The sequence below is a fragment of the Verrucosispora sp. WMMC514 genome (assembly GCF_027497295.1).
GTDB lineage: Bacteria > Actinomycetota > Actinomycetes > Mycobacteriales > Micromonosporaceae > Micromonospora > Micromonospora palythoicola.
Genome location: NZ_CP114906.1, coordinates 3,971,431 through 3,994,648, shown reverse-complemented (window position 1 = coordinate 3,994,648; position 23,218 = coordinate 3,971,431). Strand labels below are relative to the sequence as shown.

The 23,218-nt window shown below is 69.8% G+C and carries 17 protein-coding genes and 1 pseudogene; 6 read left to right on the top strand and 12 right to left on the bottom strand.

Features of this window, described 5'->3' with window-relative positions; all coding sequences use genetic code 11:
• Positions 1-150 precede the first annotated feature (150 nt).
• On the top strand, positions 151-510 hold the full coding sequence (locus tag O7597_RS18600) for a hypothetical protein (protein ID WP_216592606.1): 360 nt from the start codon (positions 151-153) through the stop codon (positions 508-510).
• 132 nt (positions 511-642) lie between these two features.
• On the opposite strand, the gene serA is transcribed toward O7597_RS18600, so the two are convergent.
• The 5 genes from serA to O7597_RS18575 all read right to left on the bottom strand — a co-directional run bounded on the left by serA (position 643) and on the right by O7597_RS18575 (position 8,596).
• Positions 643-2,241, bottom strand: a complete 1,599-nt coding sequence (gene serA / locus O7597_RS18595) for a phosphoglycerate dehydrogenase (protein WP_269739450.1) — start codon at positions 2,239-2,241, stop codon at positions 643-645.
• A gap of 275 nt (positions 2,242-2,516) precedes the next feature.
• On the bottom strand, positions 2,517-3,530 hold the full coding sequence (ilvC, locus tag O7597_RS18590; protein WP_269739451.1) for a ketol-acid reductoisomerase: 1,014 nt from the start codon (positions 3,528-3,530) through the stop codon (positions 2,517-2,519).
• A gap of 82 nt (positions 3,531-3,612) precedes the next feature.
• Entirely contained in the window at positions 3,613-4,128 is a 516-nt protein-coding gene (gene ilvN / locus O7597_RS18585; RefSeq protein WP_269739452.1) for an acetolactate synthase small subunit, read from the bottom strand.
• Complete coding sequence (locus O7597_RS18580; protein ID WP_281580271.1) at positions 4,128-5,999, bottom strand: acetolactate synthase large subunit; 1,872 nt, start codon at positions 5,997-5,999, stop codon at positions 4,128-4,130. Before O7597_RS18580 ends, ilvN begins: the two co-directional genes overlap by 1 nt.
• A 185-nt stretch (positions 6,000-6,184) precedes the next feature.
• Entirely contained in the window at positions 6,185-8,596 is a 2,412-nt protein-coding gene (locus O7597_RS18575; RefSeq protein WP_281580270.1) for a bifunctional diguanylate cyclase/phosphodiesterase, read from the bottom strand.
• A 110-nt stretch (positions 8,597-8,706) separates the two neighbouring features.
• Here O7597_RS18575 and ilvD point away from each other — a divergent pair, with 110 nt between their 5' ends.
• On the top strand, positions 8,707-10,554 hold the full coding sequence (gene ilvD / locus O7597_RS18570; RefSeq protein ID WP_281580269.1) for a dihydroxy-acid dehydratase: 1,848 nt from the start codon (positions 8,707-8,709) through the stop codon (positions 10,552-10,554).
• Positions 10,555-10,721: 167 nt separating this feature from the next.
• Entirely contained in the window at positions 10,722-11,192 is a 471-nt protein-coding gene (locus O7597_RS18565; protein WP_269739456.1) for a hemerythrin domain-containing protein, read from the top strand.
• Between the two features lie 121 nt (positions 11,193-11,313).
• Here the strand turns inward: O7597_RS18565 and O7597_RS18560 are convergent, their stop codons facing one another.
• Positions 11,314-12,636, bottom strand: coding sequence for a cellulose binding domain-containing protein (locus O7597_RS18560; protein ID WP_281580268.1), 1,323 nt, complete (start codon positions 12,634-12,636; stop codon positions 11,314-11,316).
• A gap of 646 nt (positions 12,637-13,282) precedes the next feature.
• Between O7597_RS18560 and O7597_RS18555 the strand changes: the two genes are divergently transcribed.
• Positions 13,283-14,449 (top strand): endonuclease/exonuclease/phosphatase family protein, encoded by a 1,167-nt coding sequence (locus O7597_RS18555; RefSeq protein ID WP_281580267.1) that lies wholly within the window; start codon positions 13,283-13,285, stop codon positions 14,447-14,449.
• Between the two features lie 58 nt (positions 14,450-14,507).
• Here O7597_RS18555 and O7597_RS18550 read toward each other — a convergent pair whose 3' ends face one another.
• From O7597_RS18550 to O7597_RS18540, 3 genes are all read right to left on the bottom strand, one after another.
• Complete coding sequence (locus tag O7597_RS18550; RefSeq protein WP_093401766.1) at positions 14,508-14,939, bottom strand: VOC family protein; 432 nt, start codon at positions 14,937-14,939, stop codon at positions 14,508-14,510.
• A gap of 35 nt (positions 14,940-14,974) precedes the next feature.
• Positions 14,975-15,346 carry an AraC family transcriptional regulator gene (locus O7597_RS18545; RefSeq protein WP_281580266.1) on the bottom strand — a complete coding sequence of 124 codons (372 nt, stop codon included), beginning with the start codon at positions 15,344-15,346 and terminating at the stop codon, positions 14,975-14,977.
• A 303-nt stretch (positions 15,347-15,649) separates the two neighbouring features.
• Positions 15,650-17,224: a CBM35 domain-containing protein gene (locus O7597_RS18540; protein WP_269739460.1), complete on the bottom strand. Its 1,575-nt coding sequence runs from the start codon at positions 17,222-17,224 to the stop codon at positions 15,650-15,652.
• A gap of 418 nt (positions 17,225-17,642) precedes the next feature.
• Here O7597_RS18540 and O7597_RS18535 point away from each other — a divergent pair.
• Positions 17,643-17,897, top strand: a pseudogene (locus tag O7597_RS18535) (DUF6342 family protein); the annotation flags it as partial.
• Positions 17,898-18,107: 210 nt separating this feature from the next.
• Here the strand turns inward: O7597_RS18535 and O7597_RS18530 are convergent.
• A complete protein-coding gene (locus O7597_RS18530; RefSeq protein WP_269739461.1) occupies positions 18,108-19,118 on the bottom strand; it encodes a helix-turn-helix domain-containing protein in 1,011 nt (336 codons plus the stop codon).
• Between the two features lie 139 nt (positions 19,119-19,257).
• On the opposite strand from O7597_RS18530, the gene O7597_RS18525 reads away from it, so the two are divergent.
• On the top strand, positions 19,258-19,716 hold the full coding sequence (locus tag O7597_RS18525; RefSeq protein WP_269739462.1) for a DUF2690 domain-containing protein: 459 nt from the start codon (positions 19,258-19,260) through the stop codon (positions 19,714-19,716).
• A 147-nt stretch (positions 19,717-19,863) separates the two neighbouring features.
• Here O7597_RS18525 and O7597_RS18520 read toward each other — a convergent pair whose 3' ends face one another.
• Positions 19,864-22,347, bottom strand: a complete 2,484-nt coding sequence (locus O7597_RS18520; RefSeq protein ID WP_281580265.1) for a glycoside hydrolase family 2 protein — start codon at positions 22,345-22,347, stop codon at positions 19,864-19,866.
• Entirely contained in the window at positions 22,344-23,192 is an 849-nt protein-coding gene (locus tag O7597_RS18515) for a carbohydrate ABC transporter permease (protein ID WP_281583275.1), read from the bottom strand. Before O7597_RS18515 ends, O7597_RS18520 begins: the two co-directional genes overlap by 4 nt.
• Between the last annotated feature and the right edge of the window lie 26 nt (positions 23,193-23,218).

Here is a 23,218-nt window from a genome sequence, read left to right as displayed (position 1 = left end):
CAGGTGACCGCACCGGTACGTTATCGAATTGACGCGTTTCGCGGCAAGGGTTCCACAGGGGAGCATCTGCGCAATGCCGGTACCCCCAGGCGTTCGCCTGCGGCAGGGTCGTTTTCGACAAGGTGAACCGCAGATGGCACGCTGTCCGCCGTGAGTTTCGATCTGAGCGTGTGGGCCCTGGCGGACGGGGCGACGCCCGAGGACGTACGAGCGGCGGTGCAGCAGTGCCGTAGCGGCCGGCACCACCAGCGTCAGCCGGACCCACGATGCGTGGGCTTCTACCGGGCGATCACCGCCAGCTACCCCGACCAGCCGGCCGGCCCGAACACTCCCTGGGCGGTCGCACCGCTGCACAAGGCGGCCGACCACATCGAGCTGAACCTGGACCCCGCCTGCCCGGACCAGGTGCTGCTCGACATCGAGCGGTTGGCCGGCGAACACCGGCTGATGCTGTTCGACGCCCAGGACGGTTCGGTCTACCCGCCGCCCGGGGTCCGGCTGCCCGGCTGACCGGCCCGCCGGTGCCGGGTGACGGGACCGACACGCGGGCGGACGCGATGCTCCGACCGATGCCGGCTCGGTGACCGGACGACGAGGGGCCCGGCCGATGGCCGGGCCCCGTCGTGGCGTGCCGGTGGCGAGCTACTCGTCGCGCAGGTCGGCGGCGCTGGCCGACGTCGCGCCGATCGAGTCCGCGACCGAGGTGAGCAGGTCGGCACCGAGCGCCTGGTCCACGGTGAGGGTCATCAGCGTCTCACCGCCGGCCTCCCGGCGAGCCACCTGCATCGCCGCGATGTTGATGCCGGCCTGACCGAGCAGGGTGCCGACGGTGCCGACCACGCCCGGGCGGTCGGCGTAGCGGAGGAAGAGCAGGATGCCCTCGGCGCCGATCTCCACGTCGAAGCCGTCCACCTCGGTCAGCTTGATGACGTCGCGGGTGCCGGCCTGCGCGACGGTGCCGGAGACACTCACCGTACGACCGTCGGGCAGCGCGCCACGCACGGTCACCAGAACCGGGTGGTCGACGGTCTCGGTCTGGGTGTTCAGCGACACCTCGACACCGCGCTGCGCGGCCAGGTGCGGAGCGTTGACGTAGGTCACCTGCTCCTCGACCACCGAGCTGAACAGGCCCTTGGTGGCGGCGAGCTTGAGCACCGACACGTCGTGGTCGACGATCTCACCGCGCACCTCGACGGTGACGCTGGCGGCGATCCCGCCGGCCACCGCGGTGAACGCGCGGCCGAGCTTCTCGGCGAGCGGCAGCAACGGCCGGACGTCCTCGGCGACCACGCCGCCGGCCTGCACGTTCACCGCGTCCGGCACGAACTCGCCCTGCAGGGCGAGCTTCACGCTCTTGGCGACCGCGAGGCCCGCCTTGTCCTGCGCCTCGGCGGTGGAGGCCCCCAGGTGCGGAGTCGCCACCACGTTGTCGAAGGCGAACAGCGGCGAGGAGGTGCACGGCTCCTTGGCGTAGACGTCCACCCCGGCGCCGGCGACCCGACCCTCGGCGAGCGCGTCGGCGAGGGCCTGCTCGTCGATCAGGCCGCCCCGGGCGGCGTTGACGATGCGTACGCCCGGCTTGACGATTGACAGCTCCTTCTCCCCGATCAGGCCCACGGTCTCGGGGGTCTTCGGCAGGTGGATCGAGATGAAGTCGCTCTCCCGCAGCAACTCCTCCAGCCCGACCAGCCGTACGCCGAGCTGCGCGGCACGGGCCGGCTGGATGTACGGGTCGTACGCGATGAGCCGGGTGCCGAAGGCGGCGATCCGGGAGGCGAAGAGCACGCCGATGCGGCCGAGGCCGACCACGCCGACGGTCTTGCCCTGCAACTCCACGCCGGTGTACTTCGAGCGCTTCCACTCCCCCGCCTTCAGCGCTGCGCTGGCGCTGGCGGTGTTGCGGGCGACCGCGAGCAGCAGCGCGACGGCCTGCTCGGCGGCGGAGACGATGTTGGAGGTGGGTGCGTTGACGACCATGACCCCCCGCGCGGTGGCGGCCGGCACCTCGACGTTGTCCAGGCCGACACCGGCCCGGGCCACGACCTTGAGTCGGGGGGCGGCGGCGATCGCCTCGGCGTCGATCTGGGTGGCGCTGCGGACGATGACGGCGTCGGCCTCGGAGAGCGCCGAGAGCAGGGCCGGGCGGTCGGTGCCGTCCACGTGCCGGACGTCGAAGTCGTGGGCGAGCACCTCGATGGCGGCGGGGGCGAGTTCTTCGGCGATCAGTACGACAGGAGTCATTGGTCCTCGTAGATGTCGTCAGAGCGGTCGGCCGGGGGCTGGGCGCTGCGCTGCGCCCGGCGCGCTCCCGGGCCATGGCCGTCAGGTGCCGCCTGGAGCACCTACCCGCGATCGTAGGGTGCGGGCCGCCCGGGGCGCGCCGGAGTGTGGGGTGAGTGCCCTCACAAACCGGACGTGACGTGCGTGTTAACGATCGTTTGCCAGGCGGAGACAGTACGGCACCCGGCCCCGGCGTCGGGGAGAACGCCGGGGTCGGGTGCCGCTGGGAAGGACGCTCAGGCGGTCTCGGTGATCGGCCGGTCCACCCAGCTCATCATGCCGCGCAGCTTCGCGCCGGTCTCCTCGATCGGGTGCGCCGCGCCCTCGGTCCGCCACTTGTTGTAGTTGGGTCGCCCGGCCTCGTCCTCGGCCACCCACTCGCGGGCGAACTCACCGTTCTGGATCTCGGTGAGGATCTTGCGCATCTCCTCCTTGACCCGGCCGTCGATGACCCGGGGGCCGCGGGAGAGGTCGCCGTACTCGGCGGTGTCGGAGACGCTGTAGCGCATCCGGGCGATACCGCCCTCGTACATCAGGTCCACGATCAGCTTCAGCTCGTGCAGGCACTCGAAGTAGGCCACCTCGGGGGCGTAACCGGCCTCGGTGAGCACCTCGAAACCGGTCTGCACCAGCGCCGCCGCGCCGCCGCAGAGCACCGCCTGCTCGCCGAAGAGGTCGGTCTCGGTCTCCTCGGTGAAGGTGGTCTTGATCGCGCCGGCCCGGGTGCCACCGATGCCCTTGGCGTACGACAGGGCCAACGCGAACGCGTCGCCGCTACCGTCCTGCTCCACGGCGACCAGGCAGGGCACGCCCTTGCCGTCGACGTACTGCCGGCGGACCAGGTGACCGGGACCCTTCGGGGCGACCATCGCCACGTCCACCCCGGCCGGCGGCTTGATCAGCCCGTACCGGATGTTGAACCCGTGGCCGAAGAACAGCGCCTTGCCGGCGCTGAGGTTCGGCGCGATCGACTCGGCGTAGATGTGACGCTGCGCGGTGTCCGGCGCGAGGATCATGATCACGTCGGCCTCGGCCGCCGCCTCGGCCGGGGTGAGCACCCGCAGCCCCTGCTCCTCGGCCTTCGGCCGGCTCTTCGAGCCCTCCGGCAGACCGATCACCACGTCGACACCGGAGTCGCGCAGCGACAACGCGTGGGCGTGGCCCTGGCTGCCGTACCCGATCACGGCGACCTTCTTCGCCTGGATCAGGCCCAGGTCGGCGTCGTCGTCGTAGTACACCTCAACGCTCATGACTTCCCTTTCGTACGGCGGCCGCAGCGGCCCGTCGTGGCTGGTGGCCGGCCCCGGTCACCCGGACCCGGGCCGTGGTGGGTCAGGCGGCCCGCAGGGCCGGGCCGGCGGTGATCGCACGCGAGCCGCGCCCGATCGCCACCACACCCGACTGGACCATCTCCTTGATGCCGAAAGGCTCAAGGTCGCGCAGCAGCGCGTCGAGCTTGTCCGGGGTGCCGGTCGCCTCGACGGTGAGGGTGTCGGCGGCCACGTCGACCACCCGGGCCCGGAACAGGTTGACCGTCTCCAGGACCTGGCCCCGGGCGTTGCGGTCCGCGCGCACCTTGACCAGCAGCAGTTCGCGGGCCACCGAGGTGCCCGGATCCAACTCGACGATCTTCAGTACGTTCACCAGCTTGTTGAGCTGCTTGGTGACCTGCTCCAGCGGCGAGGACTCCGCGTTGACCACGATGGTGATCCGCGAGACGTCCGGGTTCTCGGTCTCGCCGACCGCCAGACTGTCGATGTTGAAGCCGCGCCGGGAGAACAGCCCGGAGACCCGGGCGAGCACGCCGGGCTTGTTCTCCACCAGGACGGAGAGGGTGTGGATGGTCATTAAATATCGTCCTCGTCGAAGGCCGGGCGAACGCCACGGGCGAACATGATCTCGTCGTTGCTGGTGCCGGCCGGGACCATCGGCCAGACCATGGCGTCCTTGCCGACCACGAAGTCGATCACCACCGGTCGGTCGTTGATGGACATGGCCATCTCGATGGTCCGGTCCACGTCCTCGGCGGTCTCGCAGCGCAGCCCGACGCAGCCGAGCGCCTCGGCCAGCTTGACGAAGTCCGGAATGCGGTGCTTGTGGGTGCCGAGGTCGGTGTTGGAGTAGCGCTCGTCGTAGAACAGCGTCTGCCACTGCCGGACCATGCCGAGGTTGCCGTTGTTGATGACCGCGATCTTGACGGGGATGCCCTCCAGGGCGCAGGTGGCCAGCTCCTGGTTGGTCATCTGGAAGCAACCGTCGCCGTCGATGGCCCAGACCACCGTGTCCGGACGGCCCACCTTGGCGCCCATCGCCGCCGGCACCGCGTAGCCCATGGTGCCGAGTCCGCCGGAGTTGAGCCAGGTCTGCGGCTTCTCGTACGAGATGAACTGGGAGGCCCACATCTGGTGCTGGCCGACGCCCGCGACGTAGATCGTGTCCGGTCCGGCGATCTCCCCCAGTCGCTTGATCACGTACTGCGGGGAGAGGGTGCCGTCGGACGGCTCCTCGTAGCCCAGCGGGTAGCGCTCGCGCAGGTCGTCGAGCTGCGCCCACCAGTCACTGAGGTCGGTGCCACGGCCCGCAGCGCGCTCGGCGGTGACCGCCGCCAGCAGCTCGTCGATGACGTGCCGGGCGTCGCCGACGATCGGCACGTCCGCGTGCCGGTTCTTGCCGATCTCCGCCGGGTCGATGTCGGCGTGCACCACCGTGGCGTCCGGCGCGAACGAGTCCAGCTTTCCGGTGACCCGGTCGTCGAACCGGGCGCCCAGCGCCACGATCAGGTCCGCCTTCTGCAGCCCGTAGACCGCGGCGACGGTGCCGTGCATGCCCGGCATGCCCAGGTGCTGCCGGTGCGAGTCGGGGAACGCGCCGAGCGCCATCAGCGTGGTGATCACCGGGATGCCGGTCAGCTCGGCCAGCTTGCGCAGACCCTCGGTGGCACCGGCCTTGAGCACGCCACCGCCGACGTAGAGCACCGGCCGGCGGGCGGCGCTGATCAAGCGTGCCGCCTCGCGGATCTGCTTGCCGTGCGGGTGCAGGGTGGGCCGGTAGCCGGGCAGGTCCAGGGTGGGCGGCCAGGCGAAGGTCGTCGACGCCTGGAGGACGTCCTTGGGGATGTCCACCAGGACCGGGCCGGGACGCCCGGTCGAGGCCAGGTGGAACGCCTCGGCCAGCACCCGGGGAATCTCGCCGGCGTCCTGCACCAGGAAGTTGTGCTTGGTGATCGGCAGGGTGATGCCCTGGATGTCCGCCTCCTGGAAGGCGTCCGTGCCGATCGACGGGCGGGCCACCTGACCGGTGATCGCCACCAGCGGCACCGAGTCCATGTACGCGTCGGCGATCGGGGTGACCAGGTTCGTCGCGCCCGGACCGGAGGTGGCGATGCACACCCCGACCCGGCCGGTGGCCTGGGCGTAACCGGTGGCGGCATGACCGGCGCCCTGCTCGTGCCGGACCAGGATGTGCCGCACGGTCGAGTCGTAGAGCGGGTCGTACGCCGGCAGGATCGCGCCGCCCGGGATGCCGAAGACGACGTCTACGCCGAGTGCCTCCAGGGAGCGCACCAGCGAGCCGGCGCCGGACACCTGGGCCGGGGCGGGACGGGCCGCCGGGACGGCCGGCGAGGCGGCGCGGGTGTGGTCGGCGTCACCCGGTGCCTCGGCGGCGGTGCGGGCGCGCCGGGCGGAGTGGGCGAGCGTCTCGGGCGTGGGTCTCGTCATGACGGTTGGCCTTCGGCTGAAGTGGGTGGGGCTGCTCACACTGTGGAACGCGGACGAGGCCGGCGTTCGATTGGTTCGACGGCAAGAAAAAGGCCCACGTGCCAGATGCACGGGGCCAGCGCACTCTCAGTCAGGGAGAGTGCGCTCAGGTAAGTACTCGCAGCGACCGGTACGACGACATGGGCTCAAGACTGACGCATCTCATGCGATGAGTCAACTGATCCCACATTTTGGTTCACGGACCGCGGCGCGTCGCCGTTCGGCGCGCCGATCGGACCGGGCGTGACCTGCCCGGTGACGCCTTCGCCGCGCCGCTGGACGGGCGGCCCGACGGGTCGCGGAACCGTAGTGCCGGCAACCGCCGGACGGGCCGGGCGGGCACCCGGCGACGTCGCCGCGTCCAGCATCGCCTCCAGGTGCTCCGCCGGTACGCCCCAGCCGAACAACGCACCCTGGCCGAACCGGCAACCGGCGGCCACCACGGCGGCCAGCTCCGTGGGAGTGGTCACCCCCTCGGCGATCACCTCCAGGCCGAACTGGTGGCCCAACCGCATCACGATGTCGACCATCGGGGCGAAGGCCGGACCGTCGCGCCCTTCCGGCTGCACCGGCTCGTGCTCCGCCACCAGTCCGTGATCGATCTTGAGAATGTCGATCGGCAGCCGGCGGAGCTGATTGAGCGAGGAGTAGCCGGCGCCGAAGTCGTCGAGGGCGATCCGCACACCGGTCAGCCGCAGCGCGGTCAGCCGCCGGATCAGCTCGTCGAGGTCGGTGGCGACCGCGTGCTCGGTGACCTCCAGCACCAGCCGCTGCGGCGGCACGTGATGGGCGCGCAGCGCCTCGGCGACCTGCACCACGTACTCGGGGGCGTGCAGCTCACGCGGGGAGACGTTCACCGACACCCAGACGTCGTGACCCTCGGCCAGCCAGCGGGACAGCTGGTAGCAGGCCTGGTGCAGCACCCAGGCACCGAGCCTGGCGATCATCCCGCTCTCCTCGGCGAGGGGGATGAACTCGTCCGGTCGTACGTTGCCCAGCTCCGGGTGACGCCAGCGCAGCAGCGCCTCCGCGCCGACCGGGCGTACCGACGGCAGGGAGGCCACCGGCTGGAACACCAGCCGCAACTCGTCCCGCTCGATCGCACCGCGCAGCTCGTGCTCGAGCGTGGTGCGTCGGCGCAGCAGCCGGTCGTACGCGCCGTCGTAGCGTTCGATCCGGTTCTTGCCGCGTTGCTTGGCGTAGCGCAGCGCCAGATCCGCGTGCCGCAGCAGCAGTTCGACGTCGGGTTCGTCGGCCCAACCCGCCAGGCCGATGCTGACCGACAGGAAGACGGGTGCCTCGGGCTGCTCGTAGGCGCCGCCGAGAACCCGCAACAGTCGCTCCGCGACCACCCCAGCGCCCGCCGGGCCACCGTGCATGAGCACCGCGAACTCGTCGCCACCGAGCCGGGCGGCCAGATCACCGGGTCGCAGGTTGCCCCGCAACCGCCGGCCCACCTCGGCGAGCACGGCGTCGCCGACGTCGTGCCCCCGCATGTCGTTGACGTTCTTGAAGCCGTCCAGGTCCAACCCGAGCAGCACGCACGGCACCCGTTCCTCCGCGCAGCGGTGCAGGGCCCGCAGCAGGCCGCGACGGTTGGCCAGCCCGGTGAGCGCGTCGGTGTGCGCGAGTTGCCGGAAGTGCGCCTCCCGGTCGGCCAGCCGGCGGGCGTAGGCCCGTACGTCGTGCAGGGTGAGGTACTGCCGGGCGACCAGGGCGAACCCCTCGACGCTGCCGGCCGCGATGGCCAACCCGTCGAACCGGCCGTCCTGGAGGAGGTGGTACATGGCCGAGGCGGCCATGGCGCCCATCGGCACGAAGGCGTACTCGCCGTCGCGACGGATCACGTCGATGGCGAGGTGGCCCGGCGGATCGATCCGGTACGCCGCCACCGCCGCGACCAACAGCCCGACGGCCAGGATCACCGCGCCGGTCAGCGCCAAACCCGGCCCGGCCTGGCAGAGCCCGGCCGCGACACCCAGCCCACCGACCGACGCGGCGGTGATCCCGGTGCCGAGCACGGCCAGGCACCGTCGGGGGGCGGGCGCCCGGAGCACCATGATCGCGGACAGGCCGGCGCTCAACGCCGCGCTGACCGAGGCGAGCAGGATCGACGGGCAGGCCGTCGGCGTCGCGTCGCCGAGCAGCCGGGTCGGCTCGGAGAACAGCACCCAGCCGACGAACCACAGCGCGGCTCCCACGATCACGCCGTCCAGCGCCAGCCGGGCCGCCGAGGGCACCGACCCGGTCACCCCGGGCAGCCGGAGCAGACCGAAACAGAACAGCAGGCCGCCGGTGGCCGTGCCGAGCGCCACCAGCGTGGCCCACGTGCTGCGATGCTGCTGCTCGTGCGCCCAGTGCTCGCTCGCGGTCACCGCGACAGCCGCACCGACCAGCACGGTCATCGCCGCGAACGCGCCGCCGACGGCCAGCACCGCGTACGCCGGACGATGCGGCGCGGCCCGGCGCCGGACGGCGGCGGCGAGCAGCACGCCGGCCGTCAGGGCGATCAGCGCGCTCAGCACCGCGGCGCCGATCATGGCCGGGGGTGTGTGCACGCCCTCAACTCTGCCGGATCGACGCCCGCTGTGGGGATCGGGTGTGCATCTGTTGGGACACGGCGCGACGCCCGTGTCCGGACCGGCTGACCGGTGTCAGACTGGTACGCATGCCTGAGCTGCGGTCGAAGACCTCCACGCACGGTCGGACGATGGCCGGCGCCCGGGCCCTCTGGCGGGCCACCGGGATGACCGACGACGATTTCGGCAAGCCGATCGTCGCCATCGCGAACAGTTTCACCCAGTTCGTGCCGGGCCACGTACACCTCAAGGACATGGGCGGCCTGGTCGCCGACGCGGTGGCCGAGGCCGGCGGGGTGGGCCGGGAGTTCAACACCATCGCGGTCGACGACGGCATCGCCATGGGCCACGGCGGCATGCTCTACTCCCTGCCCAGCCGGGAGTTGATCGCCGACGCGGTGGAGTACATGGTCAACGCGCACTGCGCGGACGCCCTGGTCTGCATCTCGAACTGCGACAAGATCACCCCGGGCATGCTGCTGGCCGCGCTGCGGCTGAACATCCCCACCGTGTTCGTCTCCGGTGGCCCGATGGAGGCCGGCAAGACGGTGGCGATCGAGGGGATCGTGCACAGCAAGATCGACCTGATCGACGCGATGATCGCCTCCTCGAACGAGGCGGTGACCGACGAGCAGCTCGGCGAGATCGAGCGGTCCGCCTGCCCCACCTGCGGTTCCTGCTCCGGCATGTTCACCGCCAACTCGATGAACTGCCTCACCGAGGCGATCGGGCTGGCCCTGCCGGGCAACGGATCCACCCTCGCCACCCACGCCGCGCGCCGGTCACTGTTCGTCGAGGCCGGCCGCACCGCCGTGGAGATCGCCAAGCGGTGGTACGACGGCGACGACGCCTCGGTGCTGCCCCGCGCGGTGGCCTCCCGGGCCGCGTTCGAGAACGCGGTCGCCCTGGACGTGGCGATGGGCGGGTCGACGAACACGATCCTGCACCTGCTGGCCGCCGCCCGCGAGGCGGAGCTGGACTTCTCCGTGGCCGACATCGACGCGATCTCCCGTCGGGTGCCGTGCCTGGCGAAGGTTGCCCCGAACTCGCCGCAGTACCACATGGAGGACGTGCACCGCGCCGGTGGCATCCCGGCCATCCTCGGCGAGTTGGACCGCGCCGACCTGCTGCGCCGGGACGTGCACGCGGTGCACTCCCCCACCCTGGAGCGCTGGCTGGCCGACTGGGACGTGCGCGGTGGGGCGGCCAGACCCGAGGCGGTCGAGCTGTTCCACGCCGCACCGGGCGGGGTGCGTACCACCGAGCCGTTCTCCACCACCAACCGCTGGTCGTCCCTGGACACCGACGCCGCCGGCGGCTGCATCCGGGACCGTGAGCACGCGTACACCGCCGACGGCGGGTTGGCCATCCTGTCCGGCAACCTCGCGCCGGAGGGTTGTGTGGTGAAGACCGCCGGGGTGCCCGAGGAGTGCCTCACCTTCCGTGGCCCGGCGAAGGTCTACGAGTCGCAGGACGACGCGGTGACCGCCATCCTGGCCAAGGAGATCGTCGCCGGGGACGTGGTGGTGATCCGCTACGAGGGGCCGAAGGGCGGCCCCGGCATGCAGGAGATGCTCTACCCCACCTCGTTCCTCAAGGGCCGGGGACTGGGCCGGGCGTGCGCGCTGCTCACCGACGGCCGGTTCTCCGGCGGCACCTCCGGGCTGTCCATCGGGCACGCCTCCCCCGAGGCCGCCTCCGGTGGGCTGATCGCGCTGGTCGAGCCGGGCGACGAGATCGTCATCGACATCCCGGCCCGCTCGATCGAGCTGAACGTGCCGGCCGACGTGCTGGACGCCCGCCGGGTCGCCCAGGAGAAGCGGGACCGCCCGTACACCCCGGTCGACCGGCAGCGCCCGGTGTCGGCGGCGCTGCGCGCGTACGCCTCGATGGCCACCTCGGCCAGCGACGGCGCCTACCGCCGCGTCCCCGAGTGACCGGCCGGATGGCCCGCCCCCGGTGGCGGGTCATCCGGGCCCTCGTAACCGCCCCGTCTCGGGTAGCGTGGAGGCAGCGTCGCGTGTCGGTGGCAGACCGTGTCAGGCATGGAGGCGTCGGATACGAAGGACCACGACGATGACATTGTCGTTCCCTTCGCCCTCCTGTGTCTGAGGGCGAGAAGACCAGGCTCATCGCCTGGAGTCACGAGCTGCGCAGCGTGCACGATCGGCTACACGAAGCCCTGCGCCTGACCCGCAGCGCACTCGCCGGTGGCGAGGCGGCGGAACCCGCCACCCGTGACCTGCTGCTGTTCTGTCACGGCTTCTGTGCCGCATTGACCGGGCACCACGAAGGCGAGGACCGCGAACTGTTCCCCGCCATCGCCGCCGCCCATCCGGAGCTGCAGGACACCCTGCGACACCTGAAGCAGGACCACTCGATGATCGCGCATCTGCTCGTGGGACTGCAGGCTGCCGTGAACCGGGCCGCCTCCCCGGCCGAACTCGACCGCCACGTCGAGGGGATCGCCGCCATCATGGAGAGCCACTTCCGGTACGAGGAACGCCAACTACTGGCAGTGCTCGACACGCTCGCCCTGAACGCCGACCCGCACGACGTCCTGGGTCCACTGTGAACCAGTTCACCGTCAACAAGACAACCGCGTCGAGCCCGGCGCGGTAAGGCATGCGTCGGGCTCGACGTACGTCGCGCTTGCCGTCACGACCCGAAGCACGCCCGCCCCGGGTCGTTGCTGGTCACGGACTGGTGCAGGTCAACGACGGCGTGGACGGGGAGCCGGAACCCAGGAAGCCGAACGTGGTGGTGCCGGCGGCCGGCAGCGATCCGTTGTAGTCGACGTTCCGCACGGTGACGGATGATCCGCTGGTGCTGAGGTTTCCGTTCCAGAGCTGACTGATTCCCTGACCACTGCTCAGATTCCACCGGACGGTCCATCCGTTGATCGGCGCATTGCCCGCCCGGACGACAACCTCGCCCTGGAAGCCGCCGGACCACGAGCTGACGGTCCGGTAGGTCGCGCTGCACGCTCCGCTCGGCGGATTCGTGGTCGGTGGCGTCGTGGTCGGAGGCGTCGTGGTCGGAGGCGTCGTGGTCGGAGGCGTCGTGGTCGGAGGCGTCGTCGGGTTCGAGAGCTTCGGCCCGGCGCAGTTGCTGACGATGCCGGGTACATCGTTGGCGTTGTCCAGTGCGTAGCTGTAGGGCGGGTTGGTGAACGGGGTGACACCACTGCCCTGCGCTCCGGTGTCCCGCCTACCGCTGGTGCCGTCGTAGACGTTGCCGCGGGCGGTGATGTATGTCGGGTTGGAGTCCTGGAAGCGGTGCGGGTTGTTGACGTTCTTGAAGTAGTTGTTCTCAACCAGGACCGAGGCGTACGAGCCGGTGCCGATTGAGTAGGCGTTCCCGGCGGAGGTGTAGTAACTGTTGTAGATGTGACCCTTGCCGAACAGCATGCGGGGGCCCCGCTGGTCGACGAGTTCGGCGAACCAGTTGTGGTGGTAGGTGGCGTTCAACTTCCCGCTGTCGGTGTCACCGTGGGTCGATCCACCGCCGACCAGGCTCGCGAGTCGGTGACTGTGCGAAGAATTGGTGTACCAGAACTTCGACCAGGACACCGTGATGTAGTCGACCCCGCGGGTCAGGTCCAACAGACCGTCGCTGGCGTCCCAGAGGTTAAGGTGGTCGAACCAGAGGTGGTGGGCGTTGCGCGCGGCGATCGTATCCGCCGGACTGCTGCCCTGGCCACCACCCTGCACGTTCAGGTTTCGCACAATGATGTTGCCACCACCGTTGATGTTGATCCCGCCACGGATCGTGGCATTCGCGTCCGCCCCGACGAGCGTCTTGTTGCTACCCACCTCCACCGGCGACGATCCGGTGCTGATGGTGCCGGAGATACGCAGTACCCGGGGCGTGGAACCACCCGCGTACTGACGCAGATCAGCCAGTGATGTGATGTTTTGCGTCGGAGCATTGCCGCCGCCGGTCGTCGTGCTGACCCCGTTGGCGGACACCGCCGCCCAGCCGTACAGCCGGTCGTCGCAGGCGACTGCGGCGGCCACGCTCGCGCCGTGCGGCGTCGGCACCGCCGCTGACACGCTCGGAATTGCCAGGGCTCCTGCCACGGTGAGGGTTACTGCCGAGGCGACGATCGCGGACATCCGCAGGCGTCTTGGCCGGACAGAATTGCCAGACTGAATCACTGCATTGCCTCCGTGTTCGGTGCGCGGCCGGTCAGCCGGCCGTGCACGACCAGTGCGGGTCAGGGGCAACCGCCCCACGAACTGGCATCACGCGCAAGGCAACTCCGCCCGGCTTGTCGCATTGCCAGCGGCCTTACATCACTGCGTGCCCTACCGCTTGATGTTCGGCGCGCACCATGGCGGATCCACGTGTGACGCTCGAATCGGTGACCCGGTGACCGGCTGGGGCTGCCCGTGCCCGACGGCCCGTGATTCCGCCTCCGGCTCACTGCGGAACCCGATCGAGACTATCCATAGAACTCAATATAAGGCAAGCGGTTTCCTCGCCCACTGTCACACTGCACGCTACTGAGAACACGTCGTCCACGTGTGGCTTGGTCCCGATCTTGAGTCACACGTCGCCGGGCGGCGCACCGGGGAACGAACCTGTCGACCATGGTTCACCCGAACGCCATGTCACCCCCGGTAGCGTGGCGCTGGTCGATCGAGATCAGGGAGGATGTCGATGGGTGCGAAACGGATGGCATGCGCCGCGGCCATGGCGGGAGTGCTCGCGGTGGGGGCCGGGATCACCGCCGCTCCGGCGAGCGCGGGCGGACAGCGACCCGGCAACCTACGGGTGGCGACCTTCAACGCCTCGCTGAACCGGGGTGTCGCCGGCGGGCTGGTCGCCGACCTGTCCGGGCGGGACGACGCGCAGGCCGGCAACGTCGCCGAGGTGATCCAGCGGGTACGCCCGGACGTACTGCTGATCAACGAGTTCGACTACGACCCGGCCGGGCGGGCGTTGGCGTTGTTCCAGGACAACTACCTCTCCGTGCCGCGCAACGGCACCCGCGCGATCCGCTACCCGTACCGTTACGCGGCCCCGTCGAACACCGGTGTCCCCTCCGGACACGATCTCAACAACGACGGGACCGTCGGCGGGCCCGACGACGCGTACGGTTTCGGGCTCTTCCCCGGCCAGTACGGCATGGCGGTCTACTCGGCGTACCCGATCGACCTGGCCCGGGTGCGCACGTTCCAGACGTTCCGCTGGCGGGACATGCCCGGCGCGCTGCTGCCCGACGACCCGGCCATGCCGATCCGGCTGCCCGGCCGTACCGTGCACCTGCTGGCCAGCCACCCCACGCCACCGGTCTTCGACGGGCCGGAGGACCGCAACGGCCGCCGCAACCACGACGAGATCCGCTTCTGGGCCGACTACATCTCGCCGTGGCGGGCCGGCTACATCTACGACGACACCGGGCGACGCGGCGGGTTGCGGCCGGGGGCGGCCTTCGTGATCGCCGGGGACCTCAACTCCGACCCGTACGACGGTGACAGCCTGCCCGGCGCGGCGCTGCAGCTGCTCGACCACCCCCGGGTCAACGACCGGGTCGTGCCGGCCAGCGCGGGCGGCACCGCCGCGGCGCGACGGCAGGGCGGCGCCAACCTCGGCCACCGCAGCGATCCGCGTTTCGACACCGCCGACTTCGCCGACACCAGCCCCGGCAACCTGCGGGTCGACTACGTGCTGCCGAGCCGGGGCCTGCCGGTCCGTGCCACCGGAATCTTCTGGCCGGTGCCGGGTGACCCGCTGTTCCGGTTGGTCGGCGACTACGACCCGGCCCTGCCGGGCGGCTTCCCCACCTCCGACCACCGGCTGGTCTGGCTCGACCTGCGGCGCTGAGGTGTCGCCTGCCCCGGCGTCGGGTGACCGGCGCCGGGGCCTGCTAGACCTGCGCGCTTCAGCAGTGCTCGGCCTTCCGGTCGAACATCTGCCCGATGCGGATCTGGTTGCCGAACGGGTCGCGGATACCGAAGTCGATGCCGTACGGGCGTTCCATCGGCTCGTCGGTGATGTCGACCCCCTTGGCGACCAGCTCCTCGTACGTCTTGTGGGCGTCATCGGTGGTCATGAAGAGGAAGCCACCCGCGGCACCCTTGGACAGCAGTTCGCGGACCTGCTCGGCGGTGGCCGGGTCGAGGTTCGGCGGGCCCGGCTTCTCCAGCAGGATCTCCCGCTGCCGGTCGCCGGGAATGTTGACCGTGAGCCAACGCATGAAGCCGAGATCCTGATCCGTGTTCAACTCCAGGCCGAGCTTGCCGATGTAGAAGTCGAGCGCCTCGTCCTGGTCGAGGACGTAGATCTGGGAGCGGCTGATCGCGTTCATCGTCATGCCCGAAACGCTAGTGCAACGCTCTGACCTGCTGCTTATCCAAAACTGCTCGGTCTGGTCCACGCTTTCGTGAAGCAGCTCGGCACCGGCGCGGCGGGCGCCGTCCGCCGCTTGCGGTAGTCGGTGGGCGACTCACCGACGATCTGCCGGAAGGTACGGCTGAACGTGCCGAGACTGCCGAAACCGACAGCCGTGCAGATCTCCGTCACGTCCTGACCGGTGTGCAGCAGCAGGTACATGGCCCGCTCCACCCGACGCCGTTGCAGGTAGCGGTGCGGGGTCTCACCGAAGGTGGCCCGGAAGGTACGGATGAAGTGCGCCTCGGAGACGTGCGCGACCCGCGCCAGGGTCGGAATGTCGAGCGGTTCGGCGTATGCCCGGTCCATGGCGTCCCGGGCGCGCAACATCGACCTGTTCGTCTCTTCGATTGCTCTGCCCACAGCTGAGTACGGTGCCACAGCCTGCCGCCCCGGTCACGACACCGGCCCGCAGGCGAATCCTGGAGCAGTTCCTGCTCCTCCAGGCCAGGAACTGCTCCAGGGTCTGCACGAACGTGATGTCAGCGTGGACCAAGCCGGGCTACGCATTGATCGGCTGGCTACAGCTCGACGACGGCGTCCTTAGCGAGAGTGAACAGGCCAGCGTCAAGCGTGACGGTCTTCAGTTTCGTGCCCTTCGGCACCTACCAGGGTGTCTCCCGGGACACGGCCTTAGATGCAGGCGCCGACGTTCGCGCCGTTGGCCGGGCGTAGGAAGTTCGATGACGGGATGGACCCGTCCGCGTTGCGCGGCCCGGTGATGGTGCCCTGGTTGGTGCTGGCAAGCGACCAACTACCGCCGATGTCCCAGGAGTTGCCACTGCCCCGGGAGTTGCTGCCCAGTGACACGTTTGTGCCGTTGCTGACCGCCAGGTTGCCGGTCAGGATACTGGTGGAGCGGTTGACGTTGAATCCGACGCCCGGGTGGTTCCAGGCGGTGCTGCGCTCGATGCGATGCTGGCCGGGGTTGTTGTTGTCGACGAATCCGCTTACCGCGTTACTCCAGGCCATACTGTTGCGGACGGTGTGGTCGGCGGAGACACCGTTGCCACCGAGCTTGAACCCGTTGCCGTCACCAGTGTAGTCGGGAAGACTCCACCGATTGAACCCGTTTCCCCAGGTCAAGGTGTCTTCGGTCAGGATTGGCGAGCTGAACATCCAGTAGTCCAGGCCGTCGTCGGAGTTGTTCCACAGCCGGGCACCGCGGACCACGTTGCCAGTGCCGGAGCCCTCCTTGATAGCCAGTCCGTCGGCACTCTCACCGTTCTTGCGCGGGTCCCGGTTGCCGTAGGCGTCCAGGTTCAAGATCTGGTTGTTGCTCGACGCTCCCTGGATGTGGAAGCCGGACTCGTAGTTGTCCCGGGTCACCAGTCGTTCGAAGACACCGTTGTTGACGTCCAGGCCGAAGACACCGTACGGGCCGTTGATGATCTCCAGCCCGATCAGCCGCCACCAGTCACCCTCGATGTGGACCGCGCCCCGCTCGGGGCGAGGGATGCTCCCGCCGACCGGGGCGGGCGTGTGCGGCATGTTCTCCCCGTCGATGACGACCCGCTCGTTGGCGTGGTTGCGCATCGTGATGGGTTGGCTCGCCGTACCGTTCTTCAGCAGTTGGATGTTGCTGCCCGGCGCGTACGTTCCACCCCTGATGACGATCGTGTGGCCCGGCTCCGCGAGGTCGACAGCCCGTTGGATGGTGGCCAGCGGGGACCCGATCGTGCCGGGGTTGCTGTCGTTGCCGTTGGTCGCGACGTAGAGCATGGCTGGCGGTGGCGCGTTGCCCGCCTCGACGTCGAGATAGTCGACGTTGGGGAGGCCGTTGGACGAGGTGGGGCTGAGCCGGACGGTGTTGCTGCCGGCGTGCAGACCCACCGACAGTGCCTTGGTGCGCCAGGAGTCCCAGGCACCGGTGCCCTCGAACGAGACGTTCGAGGCGGTGGCACCGTTCACGATCAGGTTGGCCGGACGGGAACTGCTCGTGCCGTTGGCGAACCGGACGTGCAGCTCGACGGTCCCGGCGGTCGCGACGGACACGGTGAACTCGGCGTACGCGCCGACGGCGTTGGTGCCGTTGCAGAAACCGGTGCCGGAGTAGCCGGACCAGTTGGCATCGATGGTGCCGGTGCACCGTGCGGGACTGTTCTCGGCCTCGTAGCGGACAGGTGCGGCCATCGCCGGTGCGGCGATCGACACCGCGGCGACACAGGCCACGAGCGCGAGGCTGGTGGCGAGCGGCTTGAACGTCATGACTTCTCCAGGGGTCGGTCGTGCTTCGACGGCACGGCGACCGTCAGGTGCGGTCCCTGAAGCGGCCGTGCCGGCGCTGCGTGGTGGCCACGATCGGCCGGCCCGCGCTGCCCCTGCCCAGAGGGCCCCGCGACGACTCGCAGGACCTCGCGCCACCCGGACCTGCGCGAGGAAAGCGCTTTCCAACGTACCAGGATGCTAGCAATCCCCCGCACCACCGTCAATGCACTTCATTCACCACCGACATGCGACCGAAGTGTCAATGAATGTTCGCGACCACAAATAACGGCGATATTGAAATCACTAAGAGGCTGCAATGTCAAGGCGAGCGGTAAGATTTAGGACATTCTCAACCCGGAAAGTGGTTGCACTCTCGCTCTGCGGGTGAAGAAATACTCACCTACGGAACGAGGGCGACACCCATGGCCGCATCCGGCTGCGCCAGAATCAGTTCTATCCGGATGAACCAAAGAAGGACGTGATCATCAGCTCGCCGTTGAGCATCGAGCTGTCCGTGAACACCAACTACAGCACCAGCCAGGAAGCCGACAAGATCTTCTTTACCACCCACCACGGCAGCACAAAGCGCATCATCGCGATCCTCGACTCCGAGGGCAATTTGCAGATTGCCGGCCGCGTCATGGAAATGCAGCGGGACCTCAAATACAGGTGATCTGAACACCCGTCCGGCCGGCGATGGGACGCAATTTTCGGCCCACCGCCGGCCGGTCAACCTCACCCGAGAAAACACTCACTGAACTGCCGGAGTATCGCGGCCGACCACGCGGCCGTACTGCGCGAACGCGATCTGCTCGTAGACGTGGACGGCCCGCACGGCCCATGCCGACCACCGATTGTCGGCCTGGTCGCCCTGGTGAGTGGATCAGGGCACCGGGCGGACCTGCGTGGCGCCGCGCCAGCATCCGGTGCGACCCACGGCCGACCGCCACCCCTCACCGGAAAGCTGCACCATCGCATAGACGCAGGTACGCGTGCTGGTCAGCAGGTTGCCGTAGGCGGAGATGCCGGCGTAGTCCATGCTGAACTCCGCGGTGCGCGCCGGATCATCACCGTCGGTCACTGTCAGCCGCACCTGCGCGGGGCTGGATACCCGCACGGCCGGTTCCGGCGCCGGCACGAAACGAGGCCAGCTCGCACCGCAGGCGGGCGCGTAGCGAAGCTCGACAGTGCCGATCACCCGATCGTCGAGCAGCACCGCATTGCTGTCCAACGTGGTCACTGAGGGATCGGCCGCACAGCCGGCGTCCTTCGGATCGGCGCCGTCCCGGGCCGTCGCGCTGGTGTACCCCGTCGCCGAGTCGGATGCGGCTGCGGAAGGATTCACGGGCGCGCCGGGCGGCGGGCGGAAGGCCCCGGCGAGCCAGGGCACGGTGACGAAGGCGGCAAGCACGACTACGGCGAGTCCGACGGCAGAGCCGGTCTGCTTCACTGTCCGGGGGGCAAGAGCGTCCCGGGGCTGATCGGTCCTGACGGGTTGAGCGGGTCTGGCCGCCGGACCGGCGACCGCCTCACCAGTCTCGTCTGCGCCGGCCGCAGCACCCACGCGCCGCTCGGCACTGGGCTTGCGCTCGGCGAGAGGCGCATCGGGAGCTGCATCGCCTACGCCGTGGATGGCGGCCCGCAGTGCGTGCCACCGTTCGGCCCATTCCCGCTCGTCGCCGCCGAGCGCGCGGACGTAGGCGAGCGTGGTGTCCAGGGTGGGCATCCGCCGGCCGCCGGCCGCTTCCGACAACGAACTCGACGACCGGTGTGCCCGTCGAGCCAGGGCATGATAGGTGGGACGCCCGGCCGCTTCCCTGAGCAGGCGCAACTCGGCGGCGAACGCCTGGAGGGGATCGGCGGTGGGGTCTACGGGACGCTCCGCCCGAGCCATGAGCCCTCCCAGGGGTTGATTAACCGTCGCCGTTTTTGATTGTCCGTCGCGACACAGCGTAGAGATCAGTGTCGACGGACGGTAGAGATGAGGAGCCGAGTCCCGGGCTGACACAGCCCATCAGAGGTCAGGAGAGACAATGATCCGGAACGCCCGCCGGTTGGCCGCCGCTGCCGCAGGCGCCCTCATCGCCGCCAGCCTCCTGGTCGCGACGCCCGCCAGCGCCGCCACCTGTAGCGGTCACGGCTGCGACGGCACCGACCCGATCGACACCGGCTGCTCCGCGAACGCCCGTAACGCCACGAACTACCCGGCGTACATCATGCAGGGTTCGACCACCCTCGCCGTCGTGGAGCTGCGCTGGAGTGAGACCTGCAAGACCAACTGGGGTCGGATCTCCAACCGGGTCAGCCCGCACAACACCGTCCGGGTCCGGGTGTACCGGTCCAACCCGCACGGCAACACCAGTTGGTACGGCGGTACGGGCACCCAGTACTACGGCGACCAGCTCTACGGCCACAACATGACGGTCTGCGCGGTCGGCGAGGTGACCACCTCCTCCGGAACGACTTACACCAGCAACGCGCTCTGTGCCTGACGGTCTCCCGGGGCCGGTCCTGCGGTGCGAGCAGGACCGGCAGACAGGGTTACCGGGCCGGCGCGTCATGGGACCACGCGCCGGCCCGGTAACCACCCGCTACGGCGGCGGTGAGGTCGGGAAGCGGCCCCTCCGTCACCCGAGGCGTCATGAGGGTGCCCGTACCGGCAGGTCGTTGACGCAGCGCAGCACCGGGCGGGTGGTGAGGGCGGTGGGGTCGAGGGGCGCCGCCGACCGCACCGTGACGGTCGCCGCCTCGCCGGGGAGCAGGGTGACGAGCGCCGTGTCGATCTCAGCGGACGGGTCGAGGCGATCCGGGAACAGGGTCACGTCGCGCAGGATGGTGCGGGCGGTGACGCGTACCTGTTGGCCGCCCTCGGTCGGCTGCACCGTCGCGTCGAAGGCCGCCGTCGGCCATCGCACGTCGCGGTCCTCGGCAAAGAACCACCAGGCCCGTTCGGCCGGGTCGTCGGTCTCGGCGACCAGCAGTTCGTCCCGGGCGTCGTCGGGCCGGGCCAGCTCCGCCGCCAGTGCCAGGGTCACCGTCTCGTACGCGGGCACTTCCAGCTCCAGAATGGACTTCGCTTTCGGTTCCCCGGCCAGGGTGAGCCGGGTGACCGTGGCCGACGCCCGCCACGGCAGCCCGTCGTCGTTGACCGCGACCAGGGCCAGCCCACCGTCGCGGGGCTGCACGGTGAGCAGCCGGTCGGCGTAGGAGCGGCGCAGCGCATACCAGAGTGGTTTGCGGCGGCCGTCGCCGTCGATGGCGGCCCACGAGGTGACCGGCCAGCAGTCGTTGAGCTGCCAGACGATGGTGCCCATGCACCGGCCCCGGTGGGAGCGGAAGTGTTCCACCCCGAGGGCGATGGCCCGGGCCTGGTTGAGCTGGGTCAGCCAGTGCCAGTCGTCGAAGTCGCGCGGCTCGGGCAGGTGCGCGTCCAGCCCTCGGCGCAGCTTACGGTCCCCGTCGGCGGCCTTCTGATGGTGCGCCATGCCGGGCGAGTCGTGGGCGAGGGGCTCGTCGGAGAGGGCCCGGCGCAGCGTCGCGTACGCGGGAGGCCCCTGGTAGCCGAACTCGGCCACGAACCGGGGCAGGTACTCCCGGTACTTGACGTAGTCGTCGGTGTTCCAAACGTCCCAGATGTGCGTGGTGCCGTACGCCGGGTCGTTGGGGTGGATCTCCTCGCTGCCCGACCAGGGGCTGCCCGGCCAGTACGGTCGGGTCGGGTCCAGGGTGCCGACGACGCGGGGCAGCAGCTCCAGGTAGTAGCCGCGCCCCCAGCTGCGCCCGGCCAGCGGTGCCTGCCAGTCCCAGTCGTGCCAACCCCAGATGTTCTCGTTGTTGCCGGTCCACAGCACCAGCGAGGGGTGCGGCGCGAGGCGGATCACCTGTTCGGTGGCCTCGGCGGCCACCTCGGTGGCGAACGGCTCCTCCTCGGGGTACGCGGCGCAGGCGAAGAGGAAGTCCTGCTGGACCAGCAGTCCGCGCTCGTCGGCCAGGTCGTAGAAGTCCTCCGACTCGTAACGGCCGCCGCCCCAGATCCGCAGCAGGTTGACGTTTGCCGCCTCGGCCTGGTCGAAGCGGTGGGCCAGGCGCGGGCGGGTGACCCGGGTGGGAAAGACGTCGTCGGGGATCCAGTTGACGCCGCGGACGAAGACCGGCACCTCGTTGACGTACAGCGTGAACGGGGCACCGTGCTCGTCGGGGGTGGTGTCCAGGCGTACCGACCGGAAGCCGATCCGGCGGTGCCACTCGTCGAGCGGGCCGCCGTCGGCGTCGTGCAGGGTCACCGTCAGCTCGTGCCGGTGTGGTGCGCCGTAGCCGCGGGGCCACCAGAGTTCCGGCCGGTGCACGGTGAGGGCCAGCACCGCGGACCGTTGCCCCGCCGGGATGCTCACCTCGGCGTGTTGACCCGCCACCCGCGCCCGTACGGTGAGCGGCCGGTCGACGACCCGTTCCACGTCGACGTGCACCTCCACCCGGCCGGTGTCGCCGTCGACGGTGACCAGTGGGCGTACCACCGCCAACCGGGCGACCGACCAGCCGTGCAGGGCGATCTCCTGCCAGATGCCGGCGGTGACGAGGGTCGGTCCCCAGTCCCAACCGAAGTTGCAGGCCATCTTGCGGATGAACTGGAACGGCTCCGGGTACGCGTTGGGCCGGTCACCGAGCCGGTCCCGCTGCGCCTCGGCGTACCGGTAGGCGGAGTCGAAGCGTACGGCCAGGTGGTTGTCCTCGGCGCGGAGCAGCGACGTGACGTCGAAGCGGTGCCCCCGGTGCATGTTCTCGGTGCGGCCGACCTCGACGCCGTTGAGCGTGATCGTGGCGACCGTGTCCAGGCCGGCGCAGACCAGGTCGAGGCGGGCGGATTTGTCGGGCGGCCGCTCGAAGTTGGTCTCATACACCCAGTCGGTGCGACCGATCCAGGCCAGCGCGGTCTCGTTGTCGTCGAGGTACGGATCGGGGATCAGCCCAGCCGCCAGCAGGTCGGTGTGCACACAGCCCGGCACCGCGGCCGGCACTGTCACCCCGTCGACCTCGGGCGGCACCCGCTGGCCGGGCACCGCCCGCACGGTCCACCCGTCGTGCAGCGCCAGCCTGACCGGACCGGTCCCCCGCGCGTCGCTCACGATTTCACCGCGCCTTCCATGATTCCCCGGACGATCTGCCGACCGCCGATGACAAGCATGATCAACAATGGGATGGTGGCCACGAACGCGCCGGCCAGCACCCGGCGGTAGATGACGTAGTTGCCGCTGGCCAGGTCGGAGATGGCCACCATCGAGGTGGGATAGTCGGTGCCGTTGAGGGTGATCAGGGGCCACTGGAAGTCGTTCCAGGTGGCCACGAAGGTGAGCAGGCCGAGCACCGCCAGCGCCGGCCGCACCGCCGGCAACACGATGTTCCAGTAGACCCGCATGGTGGTGGCGCCGTCCACCCGGGCCGACTCGACAAGCTCGTCCGGCACCGTGTTGACGATGAACTGCCGCATGTAGAACACCCCGAAGGCGGTGACCAGGCCGGGCACGATCACCGCCAGCAGGGTTCCGTTCCAGCCCAGCTTGCCCATCACGATGTAGAGCGCGACCACGCCGAGTTGGTTGGGCACGGTCAGGGTGAGGATCACGAACAGCATCAGCGGCCTGCTGCCCCGGAACCGCAGCTTGGCGAAGGCGAAACCGGCCAACGAGCAGAAGAACAGCACCGACACGGTGACCACGGTCGACACGATCACGCTGTTCACCAGGGATGCGGCGAAGTAGACGTCCTGGAGGGAGAAGACCTCGTCCAGGTTGACCAGGAACTGGTCGCCGGGGATCACCACCGGTGGCAGCTGAGCGGTCGCCTCGTCGGTGCTGGTGGCGATGACGAACATCCAGTACAGCGGAAACGCCGCGAACAGCGTGCTCACCGCCAGGAGCAGGTAGGTCCAGAAACCCGCCGGGGTGTCCTGCGGGGCCCGGCCCAGCAGCACGGCCCGACGGCGTCCGCCGCGCGGTG

What these genes read in the sequence shown, in the direction of transcription:
- O7597_RS18545 (WP_281580266.1), bottom strand. Translation starts at nt 15,346, where the DNA reads ATGTTGCGCGCCCGGGACGCCATGGACCGGGCATACGCCGAACCGCTC.
- O7597_RS18530 (WP_269739461.1), bottom strand. Translation starts at nt 19,118, where the DNA reads ATGGCTCGGGCGGAGCGTCCCGTAGACCCCACCGCCGATCCCCTCCAG.
- O7597_RS18550 (WP_093401766.1), bottom strand. Translation starts at nt 14,939, where the DNA reads ATGACGATGAACGCGATCAGCCGCTCCCAGATCTACGTCCTCGACCAG.
- ilvC (WP_269739451.1), bottom strand. Translation starts at nt 3,530, where the DNA reads ATGAGCGTTGAGGTGTACTACGACGACGACGCCGACCTGGGCCTGATC.
- O7597_RS18525 (WP_269739462.1), top strand. Translation starts at nt 19,258, where the DNA reads ATGATCCGGAACGCCCGCCGGTTGGCCGCCGCTGCCGCAGGCGCCCTC.
- serA (WP_269739450.1), bottom strand. Translation starts at nt 2,241, where the DNA reads ATGACTCCTGTCGTACTGATCGCCGAAGAACTCGCCCCCGCCGCCATC.
- ilvN (WP_269739452.1), bottom strand. Translation starts at nt 4,128, where the DNA reads ATGACCATCCACACCCTCTCCGTCCTGGTGGAGAACAAGCCCGGCGTG.
- O7597_RS18540 (WP_269739460.1), bottom strand. Translation starts at nt 17,224, where the DNA reads ATGACGTTCAAGCCGCTCGCCACCAGCCTCGCGCTCGTGGCCTGTGTC.
- O7597_RS18580 (WP_281580271.1), bottom strand. Translation starts at nt 5,999, where the DNA reads ATGACGAGACCCACGCCCGAGACGCTCGCCCACTCCGCCCGGCGCGCC.
- O7597_RS18555 (WP_281580267.1), top strand. Translation starts at nt 13,283, where the DNA reads ATGGGTGCGAAACGGATGGCATGCGCCGCGGCCATGGCGGGAGTGCTC.
- ilvD (WP_281580269.1), top strand. Translation starts at nt 8,707, where the DNA reads ATGCCTGAGCTGCGGTCGAAGACCTCCACGCACGGTCGGACGATGGCC.